Raw genomic sequence first — 16227 nt, forward strand, 5'->3', positions numbered from 1 at the left:
TAATGAAAAAGCCGCCCCCCATATTGATGGAGTGGCGGCTTTATTTATTTTCACTATTACTTAGTAACTTTTTGATTTAAAACCCATACCGCAAACCCAACTGAAATTGGTAAGGATTGCCTGATGGGTTAACAATACCGGCATTATTCACTCTATAGTTAAATGATCTTGTTGCCGAATTGTAGTTTGGAACTGCTGGAATTTCTGGTGTTGTAGGCGTAGCCGCAACTCTGGCTTTTCCGTTTAAGGCATATAAGGCCTGACTACCCAATGATTCGTTCACACCCCATTTTCTCTTTATTAAGTTAGCGAAGTTGAAAATATCCCCTGAAACTTCTAAACTATGGTTTTTATTAAATTTGAATTTCTTGCTCAATCTTAAGTCAACCACACCAAAGAAACCATTGATTCCACCGTTACGCTGCGCAATTTGACCTGAGTATTTATTAATATAATCTTTTAAGCTCTGACTGGCTTCAGGATTATCTAATATTGCTTGCAGGCCTGTTCTTACATTTAGTGGTACATCGGTATTATTTCTATCGAATATAAAAGCCAAATCGTTGGTGGCTACAAAGTCTCCATTGTTATTTGCCCCAGATATTAAGCTATAACGTGTTCCACCAATTCCAGAATAGCGAACGCCAACTGTAATTCCTTTGAAAGTAGGAAGCGTACCATAAACAACGATTTTATTTCTAAAATGGTTATCTGAATAGGTCATGTTACTTAAGTCTCTCGGATCGTCAGTGACTGGAAGAGATAACGTTGCAGAGTTGGCCACGTTACCGTTGAACGAGGTATTATCTTTGGCATCATTCCAGGTATAACTTGCTGATAATTCACCATCTTTAAAGTATTTCCATGTAGCATCAACAACGATGGCAAACTGGTTCACTTTACCCTGGCTATTTAATTCCAGTACTCTACCAAACTTATTGCTAAGACGACCGGTTTTCCAATCTGGTGAACCATTATCAGGCATCACAGGAACAAATACACCGCGGTTGGCTTCATTTGGCAATGTAAAGTATGGAGCTGCCACCATGTTTCTATCTACATACATGTAATTGTTGCGGCCAAAACTTGCGTAACCTGAAATTCCCACTTTAAATCTATCCGTGATTAATTTGCTGTATGATAAGTTTGCTTTATAAACAACAGGTATTTTGGCATCTTCAGCATAAGTATTAATTGTCGGAACTTGAAGTGCCGCTAATGACGGTGCATCAACGGTTCCGTTTCTATATCCAATAAAATCAGGCCTTGGAACATCATTATTAAAGACATCTACCGTAGCTAAATGTGTACCATCAAAAGTTAAGTTATTAATGGTCACATAGTTGTTTACGTCTGATCCAAATATACCTGCGCCAAAACGAACGAAGTCGGTGCCATTTTCGTTAACATCCCAGTTAAATTGTATCCTTGGCTGCAATAGAAGCTGTTTTAATTTATGATCAGTTCTAACGCCTACTTCATCCAGCAACAATTGGTTAAGTGGCGATGTTGGGTAAGCGCTGTAATCAAGACGTAAACCTCCGACAAATTCAAGGCCTTTGGCAAGTTTTGTTTGCATCTGGCCATAGATTGCCGTATTCCATATCCCTGCTTTAACGGTGGGATCTTCAACTAATGGTACCTCACGGTAATACCTATTAGGTATCATGTTATTAAAGTTTTCCAAAGAAGTTCCAGCAGTTGAATTTGTATATTCAAAGCGGCCGTTAACCTCACTGCCATAAAGTGAAGTAGCATCTGTATACATGAGGTCAAAGCCAAATGTATATTTGATTTTATCAGTATTGTAATAAAAGTTATCTACTAACTGGAAAACATTGTTTGTAAAACCTTCTTGTGCAAAACGGTGACCACCAATTTGTATGGCCGTATTTGCCGCTGAACCATCTGACAGGGTTGAACCAATGTTACCCACAATTGCTCTTGGAATAGGAAAGCCTAGTTGATCATTTTGTGTACTTGCCTGAAAAGTATACAAATGCTGTATTTTTAATTCGTTAGTGATTTTGCTGCTGATGGTAGAGCGTAAAGTTGCCAATAAGCTGTTATCAACATTTTTATCATTACCATAACTTTCAAAGAAATTTATCGCCGTATTGTCTCCTAATCCCAAAGGATTTCTGTCGTTCGTATAGTTATCACGAATTGTTAATAGGTTTCGATCGTTAATTTGCCAATCTAAACGGGCAAATGCAGCATCAGTCCCGCGTTTTCTGCCGAAAGTTCCATATTGTGGCTCACTACCCACACCATATTTTGCTCTTGCGATGTCTAAAAACTGTTCTAACGTAGCATTGGTAATTCTGAATCTTGCTTCATCAGCAGCACCATTGATGTCTGCAATAACAAGTGGACGGGAATCTTTCTGGTGATCTAAGCCCACAAAATAGTGCAACTTATTTTTAATAATCGGTCCACCTAAGGTAAAACCATATTGATAAGTAGAGAAATCGACATCACGTTTGATACCCCTGATGTCATATGGACTTGAAAGCCAATCGGCCCTTCCATACCCAAATGCACTGCCTGAAACGGTATTTGTTCCTGATTTGGTTACCGCAGTAACGGTTCCACCACCAGCTCTTCCCAAGGTAACATCGTATTGGTTGGTCACTACCTTAAATTCACGAACGGCTTCCATCGAAATGGAAAAAGGCGCCCCACTACGGCTGGTTGTACTGCCTGCGGATGTTGGATTTTTAGCCGTCATGCCATCAATGGTGTAATTGGTAGATGATCCTAACTGACCAGCGATACCACTACCACGACTTAATGGCGACAAATCCATTAAATTAGAAAAGTTACGTCCATTTACAGGTAGCTGTGTCATTGTTTTTGCTGATATCTCTGTTGATGCACCAAAATTCTGCACCTTATTTTTTAGTCCTGAGGCCTCCACCTGCACGGTCTCTAAATTTTGCGATGCCTCCTGCAATTCTACGTTGGCTCTCACCACATCGCCAAAGTTTAAGAGGTATCCATTGATATTTTGTTGCCCAAAGCCCATAAATGTAACTGTTACTGTATACGGACCACCCAAAGGAAGTTCCTTAAAAGTATATTCGCCCTTAGCATCAGTTGAAGTTCTGGTGGTAAACCCAGTGGAGTTATTTTTAACTTGAACTAAAGCTCCTGGAATAGGTTTTTTCTCCTGATCGGTAACGAAGCCTATAATAGATGCCTGGGTAGTTTGTGCGAACGCAGGGTTCTTCACACAAAAGAACAGTAATAGTACTGCGAGTAGTAAGTTTTTGATCATAATATTCTTAAGTTTTTATGGAACGAAGATCTACGCTGCGTGTTAATCTAAATTCATTTTTAGATTACCAAATAAGTCTTAAATGATAAGTTATGATGCAGATTCTTGCTCAAAATAACGTCTTTTGGCACTATTAAATTAAAATCATATTAACACGAATACAGAACAAGCATAATTCTGTATTTTGGAAGAATTGACAACGCTACACAACATTGATGTACTTCAGACTTCGGAAATATTTTGTTACCTGAATAGTTTAACTGTATTTTGTGTTGTCGTTGATATGATTACAACTAAAACGACCTTGCAGGCTAAATAATTTAGGTATAATGAATAGAATTAAATGTCCAATACCAATGAAACTACTCCAATACAATAACTTTCCTAACATTTCCGGCGACCGGATCTCGTTAAGACAGCTAGTATTAGCGGACATTCAGGATATTATTGAAATTTCATATTATGATGCCATCCAGGCGAAAACAGTACAGGAAGCGACAGCCATGCAGGCTCAAATCAATATGGATTATAAGAATGGAGATTCCATTCATTGGGGTATTATAGACAACAAAACAAACAAAATTGTTGGCACTTGCGGCTACTACCGGGGGTTTGACAAAGGGGCGGGTGAACTTGGCTGTATATTATTACCTCAATACCAGGGACAAGGTTACATGTCGGCCGCCATGTTGTTAGCAATTCAATTTGGGCTGAACACGATTGGTTTAAAACGCATTTGGGCCGTTACCACCAGGCAAAACAGTGCTGCAATTAAACTGCTTGAACGGCTTAATTTTACGAAAATCGCAGATTTAGACGAAGATGAAATTGAATATGAGTTAAAATGTTTAAAGAGCAACAGTAGGACGATTTAATGTATACCACACATGTGGACTGCCATCGTATTCAAAGGTCCCTTCATTAATAAATGCACATTTCTCCAGTACATTCCTGGATGCACGGTGTTCTACATCGGCAATGGCATAAATAACCGGGAGTTTTAAAACGTTAAAGCCATAATCTATGGATGCTTTTGCAGCTTCCGTGGCATAACCTTTACCCCAGTACCGTTTAATAAAGCGATAACCTAAATCATGAAAGTTTTGGTGCCCGTAAATATTTTCGGTAATCATTTTAAAAGCACCCCAACCCACAAACTGATCGCTTTCCTTTTCAATGATCGCCAAACGGCCAACCCCATAATCAACGTATTGCTGCCGGATAAAACTGATGTCTGCTTTGGCCTGATCGATGGTATCAATAGGGTGCTGACCTAAAAAGCGATGCACATCTGGATCTGCATCCATTTCAAACATGGCGTCAGCATCATCAGGTAAAATCTCCCGGAAATAAAGTCTGTTGCTTTCAAAAATCATACTTATCGGTATTCAGTTATATACAAGCAACCTGGTGTAATGTGCTTATATTCTTATGAATTGATAATACAATATAAAAAAGATATTTAACAATTAATTGATTCTGCTTTTCCCATCATTAACTTCTTTATACTTGAATTTTGACTCTTTGATGTTTCCAAATGCGTATTTTATGCTCAGGGCAACTTCACGAACATCTGGATAATAAATACCCCTGGCTACCACATTGTTAGTCGCAAAGTTCTCTTTACTTTCGGTACTGCTGAGTATACTGTTGTAACTTACTGTAGCTGTAAGTTTCTTAGCAAAGGTTTTAGATAAGGCTGTGTCAATGGCATACATGGCACTTTGGTCAAAAACACCATCATTTCTTTTTGAAATAGCCCATCCCGATATCATCAAAGTATAACCAGCAGGCAGTGACAGTTGGTTATTGGAATACACGTATAGGTAAGGTTTCATTTTATTGGAGCGCGCCGCCGGGTCCTTAACTTTGCTGGCAGCACCATTAAAGGTATTGGTACTTGTCCAGTTTTTATATTTAAAAGGCACAGTCACCATTAAGTTTAGTCCGGTTTCCGACTCATAGTTAGTATGAATCATGCGTAACTTGCGGTTAGCATCATCATATTCAATAGCATAGTACACCGGATCGTTTACTTTGTAATAACTTAAACTTAAGGAGCTGTTTTTAAGTTGGACTGTGGCAGATAACTCTTGCTTTATGGCGGGGTTTATATTGATGTTGTTCGCCCATTCAAAATATGGGTTTATATAGATAGTAATCTGGCTTAATGCCGCATAATTTGGCCGGCTAATGGTTTTCGCGTAGTTAAGGCTTAGGTTATTGGCATCGCTAAGAGGCAAACTGAGTGATGCCTTTGGAAAGAAGTCGGTCGTTTTCTTTTTCAACAATAGCGACGACGAACTGCCCTCCCCCTCATTATTAGCATGTTCCATCCGTAACCCAGCTGTATAGGTAAGTTTATCTAATTCACCTGATAGTTGCGTGTAAGCCGCATATAACCTTTCGCCATATTCGAACTGAGAAGAAGTTTCTATGATAGGATCATACTCCGTTTGGCGTAAACCCGATCTGGAAGTTGCTGCTGATAGGCTGGTTCCGACCTCTAGCTTCATTTCAGGGGCTATCATTTTGTCAAAGTCTGCCCTTCCCGTAATTACCTCTGCTCCATAATTTTGCAGCCTGGTTTGGTTAAGCACAGCAGCTGTGTGATTGATGTTGTTATAGACCGTATTGCTGACATCGTGTGCAAACTGCGCATATTGTGCACCAAGAAACAATTGTCCGTCTAACTGTTTCACTTTTTTATTAAAATTGATACTGGCATTAAAAAGTGGGCGTTCACCCTGGTTGTTGTTCAGGGTGTAAATATGATCTGTTACACCCGGAAGTGCGGTTGTGGTATTGGTCGTATTCAAAAAATCTCCATCCTGGATTCGTTTATTAATGTCGGCCGACAAGTAATCTGTTTCATTAAGGTGATAATATAGGCCACCATTTAAAATAGCTTGTATCCGCGTACCAATAGAATAAACCCTGTAATTGGTGGCAATATCCTGCGCAGGTATGCTGAAATCATTGCCATTACTTTCCCATAGGTTTTGGTGATTGTATTGCAGACCGCCTTTTAACGTTAGCTTGTTCTTTTTGGTGTTTACCTGAAAGCCATTTCTGGTATGAAAATACCTCTTAAAGGAATTTGTGGATGTTAACCCCACCTTTGAACCATCTTCTTTCTGTTTTTTCCTGGTGATCACAATCACTGACCTGCCTTCAGCCTCGTATTTAGACGATGGGTTGTGGATGATTTCTATCGCCTTAATTTCGTCTGTTGACAGGTTATTGAGGTCATTTACGGTAATTCTTTGGTTATCTAGATAAATCAGCGGTTCACCACGTCCAATAATATTAATATTTTCCCTGTCGTTACTCAGCTGCACCGTTGGCATTTTTGAAAGCAGCTCTATCACACTAGGAGTTTGGGCAAAAATGGTATTCTCGATATTGACCTTGATATTCCCTTTGTTATTGTAGAAAGTTTGCTTAGTTCCAGATATTTGAACTTCCTTCAACTGAGCGCCTTCCTTTAGCGGTGTGCCTTCATTCACAGTCACTTTCGTACTATCTGGTTTAAGACTGCCCTGTTTAGTTGGTTTATCCTGTCCAAACACGGCAGCAGAACACACGCTTAACCACATCAAAGTAGCAAACAAATAAGGTAAAGGCCTGTTTAAGGAAGCATTTTTAGCGGATTTAGGTCTGGCTTTGCACATCGGTTAAATGGTTGGTTTGCAAAGGCTAATGTAATTGATTACAGGCGCCTTTTTAATTGTCACCCCCTATTTTAACGTTCTTTAACACAAGCGCTAAGCCTAAGCCATTATGCACCTTGCAGGCCTTTTTTTATTAGACACCATGATCTTGTTTTTTGTCGTAGCCACAATCCTTCTTCCCTGGTTTAACCAGCAGGTAGATTCCTAGGCCTATACAAAATAAGGCAAGCATGTATGGTGTTAGTGAAACCGCCAGTATATTTTGCAGGAAGTTTAAGCCCCCGATAAATACCAGAATCATCCAGCCCCCTGCCCTGAAATCTTTACGGTAACCTAAGAGTAAGCCAATGGCCAATAAAATGGTAGACCAGTCGAATACCCAGAAAGGCATATACAGGCCTAAGTTGTTTACAAATGATAATAACCCAATGAATAGCAAGGCAATTCCAAGGATAAAATAGCTTTTCGTTTTGTTGTTATTTAGCGTTTCCATGATCTTTTTTCTTTAAAACTACGATGGAAACGTAAGGACAACAAGGTGTTGATGGCCTATATAGGGCTGGAAGCGGTAAGTGTGCCGTTTATGCCGGTAAATAAAAAGGCTGCTCATGGTAATCCCTTAAAGTTATATAAAGGATTGCCATGAACAGCCGGAAAGTTTATTAGCTATTAATAACCTGGATTCTGTGGGGTCAGGTTAGGATTATTTCGTAACTCTGCTGATGGTAAAGGAAATAACAGGTTTTTTTCCGCCAGGGCGATCGTTGGGTTATCTGGAAAACGATGTCCGGTAAATTCGTCGAAACCATTGGTGGACTCATTATACACTTTTCTCAAACGAACCATGTCAAACCAGGTGACACCTTCATAACAGAGCTCATGCCAGCGTTCGCGCCATACGGCTTGCTCAAAGGCAGTTTGCGACAAACCACTGAGCACAGGTATTTGGGCACGCGACCTGATGGCGTTGAGCGCGGAGTAGGCCTGTGCATTCGGACTGCCATCAGCACGGTTTTGTGCTTCTGCGTAAACTAACAACACATCGGCATACCGTATTTGTGGCCAGTTTAAATCAGACTGGGTAGTACCAGGTGAGCCAGCTGTACCGTGTGCAACAATATCAAAGTGTTTAAAGATATAAGGAGCATTTAAGGGTTTCAAAGCACCACTTCCGCCATCATAGTAAGAAGTGTAAAAGAACCCTTCGCGGTCTTTGGCACGTAGATCACCCGGTTCATAAGAATTATAAAATTGAACGGTTGGAACCGTAGATCCTACTTCATCACTCCAGGCAGATACATTTTTAAAGTTAGGTAATAACAATTGTTGCATCGGGTTACCCGCTACAGTAGCCAGGTATTGAATCTGGAAAATGTGTTCTTCCTGATTTTCGCGACTCAGGCTATGCAGCTCGTTGTAGGTAGCAAAAAGGGAAATACCGCTGTTGTTGATCACATCAAGCGCTTTATCCCTGGCCAATGCATAGTGACTTGCCCCTTTGTTTAAAGGGAAACCTGCCATGGTGAGGTATACTTTAGACAGCAAAGAAGCTGCGGCTGCGCGACTAGCCCTTCCACTAGCATCCTTCCAAGGGAGACCGGCGTTTTCTGCCTGCGTAAGGTCATCAACAATCAGGTTATACACCTCCTCAGCGGAAGTTCTGGTTGGTAAAAAGTCTTCTGAAGTAGCCTCCTGCGGCACTGTCACTAAAGGCACATCGCCATACAAACGAACCAGGTAAAAATAGGCCCAGGCACGTAAAAACCTGGCTTCACCAAGAATTTGCGCTTTCCTGCCCTCTTCCATAGGGGTAATTCCAGGAACCTTATCCAATACAAGATTGGTTTGTGCAATTACATTGTATAATCCACTCCACCAGTTACGCACCAGCAGGTTATCACCATTGTATGACAAACCAACAAGGTTGTTTAAGTCAGAATTCTGCCCTGTTTCTGTTTTAGCTGTACCGGTAACCACCTCCAGCATGGAGAAATTGGCCACAAATATACCTGCACCATTGCCAATAAAACGGGTCTGGGCATAAGCTGCTGCAATAGCGGCTTCCGCATGTTCAGGCAGGGTATAATAGGTATCGGGAGATAAATTTGAAGGGTCTTTTTCTTCCAGGAATTTCTTACAACCTGTCCCAAGCACCAGTAGCGCCATCAAGAACAAGGTATGAAGCTGTTTTATGTTATATTTCATGATCTTAATATTTGAATGGAAAGCTGATAAATTATAAACCAATGTTTAAACCCAGAAGGTATGTAGTCGGCTTAGGGTAATCGAAAAACGTTTGTCCCTGAGCGAAAACATTATTATAGGTCGTTACTTCCGGGTCGTTACCCCTGTATTTAGTGATTAGAAAGTAATTCTGCACACTTGTGTAAATACGCAGCCTGCTTAATTTTAACTTCTGGCTGATGGTGGTTGGGAAAGTATAACCTAGAAGCAAGTTCCTACCGCGGAGGAATGATCCATCCTGTAACCATCGGGTGTCAACATTAGTTACATAGCCTGCACGCGTGTCGCGGATGGCAGCAATAGGCGTATTCTGGTTCTGCGGTGTCCAGGCATTAAGCACACTTTTGTAACTGTTGGCAATCCCTGTTCGATCCTCTGCAGAGTGTGTACTCATATCTAACACATCATTACCATAAGAATACTGTAAATCTATCAACAGTTCTACGTTTTTATATTTGAAATTATTGACAAAGGAGCCCCAGTAATCCGGGTTATTATTTCCAATAATCATCCTGTCGGCGTCGTTAATCGCAAAATCACCATTCACATCCAGGTATTTGACATCGCCCGGCATTAATGGCTTTCCACCTCTGTAATTGTATCTGGCGGCTTCTTCACGTTCGGCTTCAGACCAGGTACCTAAACGGGTTAATCCCCAGAAGGAACCAACAGATTCACCTACCCTGATGATACCAGTTTCATTGGTAAAACCGGGGTTACCCAGGCCAAAAATATCTGCCGGTGTAGCAAGTTCTAACACTTTATTTTTATTAAAGGAAATATTGAAGGTGGTGTTCCATGTAAAATCCTCTGTATTAATATTCACTGTATTTAAGGCAAACTCCAAACCTTTGTTTTCCATACTTCCCACGTTTCTGGTAATGGAACTGTAACCACTGGATGTTGGTACAGGTGCGGCCAATAACATGTCCGTCGTTTTACGGTAATAAACATCAGCCTCAATGTTTATGCGGTTATTGAATAAGCCTAACTCAATCCCGATGTCAGATTGTGCTGTCTTTTCCCATTTCAGATCCGGGTTTTCCAGCCTGTTTGTTCCCACGCCGGTAATCCGGGTATCGTCAATAATGGCCGAATAGCCTGTACCTAACAAAGATTGAGAAGCATAAGTGTTAATTTCAGCGTTACCTGTAACACCATAGCTACCACGTAATTTAAAGTTGGAAATGGTTTCACTGTCTTTCAGGAAATCTTCTTCTGAAACTTTCCAAGCCAAAGCGGCTGAAGGGAAAAACGCGTATTTATGGTTGGCACCGAACTTAGATGAACCATCGGCACGACCGGTAAAGGTAAATAGGTATTTATCTTTAAACGTGTAGTTTACCCGCCCAAAATAGGAGTTAAAGGCAAATCTCGATCTTCTGGAGCCTCCAGGAAGCGGCTTACTTGCAGAACCCAGGTTGTTTGACCCAAAATAGTCTGTAGAGAAGTTCTCACCACTGGCCTCAAAGCCAAAAATATTGGTCTCCTGCCACGATAATCCCAGGGTTGCATTAATGTCATGGTCCTCTGCAAAGCTTTTATTATAGGTCATATAATTCTCGAACGACCAATAGCTTTCCCGGTTGTTATCAAGAAACACCCTGCCGCGCTGGTCAAAGGAGATGCCATAAAGACCCCTTCCATTGTATTCATTACGACCGCGGGTAACAACATTTGCCCCTAAAACACTTCGAAATTCCAGTCCTTCTGCCAGGCTGATGTTGGCGTACACATTACCTAATGCGTTTTGTGTTTGCAATACGTATTGTCTGTCTGTTAGGATGTGTACCGGATTCGATCCTCCTTCTGCACCTGGATAATTCTGGTTATCGGCCCAGCTTCCATCAGGATATTTTACTGGTAAAAAGGAGAAACTTTCTGTAATCATCCTCACAGAGTTTAATCCTCCCGTGCCAATATCTATCAAATTTTCTTCCTGATTGGTATAGTTTAAGCTACCACCTACTTTCATCCATGGTTTAATCTGACTTTCCATAGTAAACCTTCCAGAATAACGTCTGAGGTATGAATTTAGCAACAAACCATTATCTTCCCGATAGTTTACAAACATACCAAAAGTAGTTTCTTCATTACCGCCGGTAAAACCTAGCTGGTGGTTTTGACTCAGTTTATTCTGAGTGGCCTCTTTAAACCAGTCGGTGTCGTATAACGGATTACCACTGGCATCAAATAATAAAGGTAAAGACAACCTTTTTATCCTGGGGTCAGTGTAATTACCGGCTGCAAATCCTGCTGGATCGTAAGTGGCGGCATTTTCGTATGCCAGGTTCTCCGTATCAATATATTCTTGTGCATTTAGCATTTCTACCCTTTGCGGACCAATAGTGGGTACACTAAAGTCTACATCATAAGAAATACGTCCACCCGCCGAACTACCTTTTTTAGTGGTAATAAGGATAACCCCATTTGCGCCCCTTGCACCATAAATAGCGATGGACGAGGCATCTTTCAATACCTCCACCGAAGCGATGTCGCCGGGGTTCAAAAAGTCGATGGCACTGGAATTCTGCGTTTGGCTACCTACCGGCAAAATAATACCGTCCACCACATAAAGCGGGTTGTTGGTGGTGTTAATAGAACTAAATCCACGGATACGCACATTGGTTTGTCCGCCCGGGCGACCGGAGTTGGTGTTTACCTGCACACCAGAAATACGGCCGGCAAGTGCCTGGTTCAATGAAGCGGCCGGACGTTCTTCCAGTTGTTCTTGTTTAACGGAACCTACGGAACCGGTTAAATCAGACTTTCGTCGGGTACCGTAACCTACCACCACAATATCTTCTAACACCACCCCTTCGGCCTGAGCCATGCGAATGGTTATAGGTGCTGCACCCGAACCTGCAGGCCGGGTTTGTGTAGTATAGCCGATATAGCTAAAGCTCAGGTTTTCAGTGGCACTATTTACTTCAATGACAAATTTTCCATCATTGCCGGTTACGGCAGAGCGGCCGGAAGGTGAAGCTTTAATACCTACGCCTGGGATTGGCTGGTTTTTTTCATCCAGCACTGTTCCGCTGATTCGGATTTGCTGGGCCTGAAATGGCGCGAAATAATTGCTTGCAGCATGATACTTCATGCTAACCCCTGCTTTGGCCGTGGCAAGGGTTTGATTACCTATCAACAAGACGACAGGAATACCTGTACAAAGTAATTGTTTAAAGTTCATAAGGATACGATTGGTTAGGTTGTATAATTTGGCGTTAATTGTTACATAAATTAGCAGCAAGGGGCTCTGTTTGTTGCTTGCAGCAGGGTAAAAAAGAATTTAGGATGGGAATGGTAAACCGTTTTACTAATTAGGATACTGATTAGTCTTTTTCGTCATCATGTTTGATTAAATATTTAGCTATTAATTCGGGGGCTGCCTAAGCTTTGTGCTCAATACCCCCTTAAACATATTACTGATACCGATAGTTATACTATATCAATATTAAACAAAGTCCCTCTCAATTACAAGATATTTGTTCAAAAAAAAAGCCGGCTCAACAAGTTGAACCGACTAGGTAATAATGTGTTAAATTTAATTAGTTGTGTGTAACCTGATTTACCTTAATGGTGCTAGCTGAGTTACCGGTTACGAAAACCGTGTAAATCTTATCAGGTGCGAAAGCTGCCAGGTTAAAGGTACCCAAACTGGTCGTCTGGCCAGATGCATATACATTTAATTCTAAGATACCTGGTGCAACTGCTGTGAAATCACTGGCGTTATCTCTTGATAAGTTAACAACCAGGTTATTGCCATTTCCTCTGCGGATATCAATATTACCTGGTGCAGCGTCACTTAAGTGGATAAACCTTACTTTAGCTTGCCCAGATGCTGGTGCAGCAAGGTCGTCAGTAAATACTTTAATCCTTGCCGACTGTCCATCACCCGCTAAAAATACCGAGTAACGTGTTCCACTATCGAAGTCGAAGTTATCGGTAGCATAAGGTGTGGTAGAACCGTCATTTTTAAACTCTGCAGTTAAATTGTTTCCAGAAGGCGATGCAATGTAATCACTAGCCGTACCAAAAGCCAGACCGTTAGCCACTAATGGGGTGTTAGCCAGAAAAAATCCCTGTGCATTTGAACTCTGTGAAGCATTAACCACTTTTACATGTGTTGTTCCGGATTCATCTACATCATCTTTTTTACAAGACGTTAAACCTGTAGTTAAAGCTAGAATTGATAGTCCAGCAAGTACATTTTTTAATAATGATTTGTTTTTCATAATGATAAATTTTCAAGGTAAATATTAGGCAACTGATGAGATTGCCACCCTGCATAAAACAAAAACCACTCCCAATTAATCAATAACACAGTGCTTTTACCTACAAAGACACCAATAAATTAGATTTTATAGGCGAGGTTAATTGATGATATACCACACGAAATTATGCGCCTCAATTTTATAGCAATGATTATTCTAAAGCCCATTTTATGTATTTTGGGCTTTTTAATTTCATATGAAACACATCATTAGAAGATCAACAGTTGCGTGTATGGCTTTTGTACTTGCCGTAAATGCAAGTTGGGCGCAAACAGAAAAAGCAACTACAGCGCCTGCTGACATACATTACAGGGCCTCTGCCACGAAGATAAATGCATTGGTACACACAAAATTAGACGTGAAGTTTGATTATGCTAAAAAACAGCTGAATGGTAAGGCCTGGCTTAACTTAAAGCCCTTTGCATACGCTACCGACTCTTTAACGCTGGATGCCAAGGGAATGGACATTGCCAATGTTTCCTTAGTTAACGGAAAATCCTTGCAAAAGCTAAAGTATACGTACGATGAGCAACAATTGAAAATACAATTAGCTAAATCGTACAAACCTGAAGAAACCTATACCATTTTTATTGAGTACACCGCTAAACCTGAAGAACTAAAGGCAAAAGGAAGTGCGGCCATTACCGATGCTAAAGGCTTATATTTTATTAACCCTGATAGTACGGTGGCTGGTAAACCTGTGCAGATCTGGACCCAGGGTGAAACTGAAGCTTCTTCGGCCTGGTTCCCTACCATCGACAGAACCAATCAGAAAACCACTTCTGAACTAAGTTTAACCGTTCCTTCGAAATATGTTACTTTATCTAATGGCAAACTGGTGAGTCAGGTGAAGAATAGTAATAATACCCGCACCGATACCTGGAAAATGGATCTGCCGCATGCCCCCTATTTGTTTATGATGGCCGTGGGTGATTTTAAAATCCATAAGGATAAATGGAGAGATAAAGAGGTGAATTATTACCTGGAGCCTGCCTACGCTCCTTTTGCCAAAGATATATTTGGTACCACACCCGAAATGATGGAATTCTTTTCCAAACTTCTTGGAGTAGATTATCCATGGAATAAATATAGCCAGGTGGTAGTACGCGACTTTGTAAGTGGTGCCATGGAAAATACCACAGCCACCCTGCATGGCGACTACGTACAGCGTACTGCTCGTGAAATGCTTGATGAAACTTTTAGTCAGGCAGAAAGCACTATCGCTCACGAATTGTTTCACCAATGGTTTGGCAACTATGTTACCGCAGAAAGCTGGAGCAACCTAACCGTTAACGAGAGTTTTGCAAATTACAGTGAATACTTATGGTCGGATTATAAGTACGGTAAAGATGTTGCCGATGAGCACCATTACCAGGACCTTACTAATTACCTGGGTTCAGAAAAAGATGCGACCAAAAAACTAGTCCGTTTTGAGTATGAGGATAAAGAGGAAGTGTTTGATTTAGTTTCCTACCAAAAGGGCGGTCGTATTTTACACATGATGCGTAATTTTCTTGGCGATGATGTATTTTTCAAAGGTTTGAACCTCTACCTGAAGCAAAATGCTTTTAAAAATGGCGAAGCACACCAGTTGCGTCTGGCCATGGAAGAAGTAAGTGGTAAAGATTTAAACTGGTTTTTTAACCAATGGTATTTCCAGGCCGGTCATCCAAAATTGACGATCAGTTACCAATGGAATGAGGCCACAAAAACTCAACAGGTAACCATTAAACAAACGCAGGGTGGCCAGGTGTTTACCTTACCGATGGCGGTAGACGTGTATGCTGGCGGACAAAAGAAACGTCACCAGATTACAATGACTACTGCCGATCAGACCTTTAGTTTTCCATCTGCTGTTAAGCCCAGTCTGGTGAATGTAGATGCAGATAAAATATTGTTAGCAGAAAAAACAGACGAGAAATCTTTGAGTGAGTTTGCTTTTCAATATGCGAATGCCCCATTATATAGAGACAGGCTGGAAGCTGTACTGGCTGCTGGCGCACAAAAGAAAGAAGCCGAAGCTGCTAAAGTATTAAATGCCGGTTTGAACGATAAATTCTACGGCATCAGAATCGCCAGTATGCAGGCTTTAGATTTAACATCGCCAGCGGTAGCCACTGCTGCATTTCCGCTGATTGAAAAAATGGCGGTTAGCGATCCAAATACTTTAGTACAGGCACAGGCGCTTGAAGCTTTGGCATCAAGGAATTCTGCTGCAGACTTACCTATTTTCAAGAAAAGCCTGGAAAGTAAATCGTACGCAGTACAAGGTGCGGCCTTAATGGCATTGGCGGTACAACAGCCAGAAGAATCATTGGCTACCGCTAGGATTCTGGAAAAAGACAACCGCAAAGCTTTAACGGAAGCCATTGTAAATGTGTATTCTAAATTCGGCACAGAGAAAGAACTGCCTTTTGTAAAAGAGAAGTTTGAAGCTGCAGGTACAAATGAGCAGGTGCAATTGATTCCGGCTTACATGAATATTTTAGGCAAAACCAGTGATCCTAACCTGATTAAAGAAGGTGTTGATGCGGTAAAAGCCATTGGATTAAAATACAAGGCTTATGGCGCCAACAGTTTTGTAAGCAACTTTTTAACACAGCTGAAACAGCAGAAACAAGGTGACCAAGCCAGTTTAACTTACATTGATGCGGCCATTAAAGAGTTGAGGTAATTACTTTTTGGAAGCGCAAACAGCGGCCGGTCATTTAATAGATGATACGGCCGCTGTCTGTTTATTACTGTTGGCCGGTTC

9 protein-coding genes are annotated in these 16227 nt (G+C 41.1%); 2 read left to right on the forward strand and 7 right to left on the reverse strand.

Annotated features, from left to right (window positions below; translation table 11 throughout):
- Nucleotides 1-76: 76 nt before the first annotated feature.
- A complete protein-coding gene (locus IWX76_RS12955) occupies nucleotides 77-3280 on the reverse strand; it encodes a TonB-dependent receptor (protein WP_196860348.1) in 3204 nt (1067 codons plus the stop codon).
- Between the two features lie 329 nt (nucleotides 3281-3609).
- Here IWX76_RS12955 and IWX76_RS12960 point away from each other — a divergent pair, with 329 nt between their 5' ends.
- A complete protein-coding gene (locus tag IWX76_RS12960) occupies nucleotides 3610-4155 on the forward strand; it encodes a GNAT family N-acetyltransferase (RefSeq protein WP_196860349.1) in 546 nt (181 codons plus the stop codon).
- On the opposite strand, the gene IWX76_RS12965 is transcribed toward IWX76_RS12960, so the two are convergent.
- From IWX76_RS12965 to IWX76_RS12990, 6 genes are all read right to left on the reverse strand, one after another.
- The gene (locus IWX76_RS12965; RefSeq protein ID WP_196860350.1) at nucleotides 4129-4656 is read right to left on the reverse strand and encodes a GNAT family N-acetyltransferase; all 528 of its coding nucleotides are present in this window, start codon (nucleotides 4654-4656) and stop codon (nucleotides 4129-4131) included. The genes IWX76_RS12960 and IWX76_RS12965 overlap by 27 nt on opposite strands.
- Nucleotides 4657-4749: 93 nt before the next feature.
- Nucleotides 4750-6954, reverse strand: coding sequence for an outer membrane beta-barrel protein (locus tag IWX76_RS12970; protein WP_196860351.1), 2205 nt, complete (start codon nucleotides 6952-6954; stop codon nucleotides 4750-4752).
- Nucleotides 6955-7087: 133 nt separating this feature from the next.
- Nucleotides 7088-7447, reverse strand: coding sequence for a LiaF transmembrane domain-containing protein (locus IWX76_RS12975; protein WP_196860352.1), 360 nt, complete (start codon nucleotides 7445-7447; stop codon nucleotides 7088-7090).
- Nucleotides 7448-7623: 176 nt separating this feature from the next.
- A complete protein-coding gene (locus IWX76_RS12980) occupies nucleotides 7624-9159 on the reverse strand; it encodes a RagB/SusD family nutrient uptake outer membrane protein (protein ID WP_196860353.1) in 1536 nt (511 codons plus the stop codon).
- 31 nt (nucleotides 9160-9190) lie between these two features.
- On the reverse strand, nucleotides 9191-12388 hold the full coding sequence (locus tag IWX76_RS12985; RefSeq protein ID WP_196860354.1) for a SusC/RagA family TonB-linked outer membrane protein: 3198 nt from the start codon (nucleotides 12386-12388) through the stop codon (nucleotides 9191-9193).
- Between the two features lie 358 nt (nucleotides 12389-12746).
- Nucleotides 12747-13433, reverse strand: a complete 687-nt coding sequence (locus IWX76_RS12990) for a DUF4397 domain-containing protein (RefSeq protein WP_196860355.1) — start codon at nucleotides 13431-13433, stop codon at nucleotides 12747-12749.
- A 235-nt stretch (nucleotides 13434-13668) separates the two neighbouring features.
- Between IWX76_RS12990 and IWX76_RS12995 the strand changes: the two genes are divergently transcribed.
- Nucleotides 13669-16146, forward strand: a complete 2478-nt coding sequence (locus IWX76_RS12995) for a M1 family aminopeptidase (RefSeq protein ID WP_196860356.1) — start codon at nucleotides 13669-13671, stop codon at nucleotides 16144-16146.
- The last annotated feature ends 81 nt before the right edge of the window (nucleotides 16147-16227 follow it).

Origin of the sequence: Pedobacter sp. CAN_A7, from assembly GCF_015752175.1 — a bacterium.
Classification (GTDB): Bacteria; Bacteroidota; Bacteroidia; order Sphingobacteriales; family Sphingobacteriaceae; genus Pedobacter.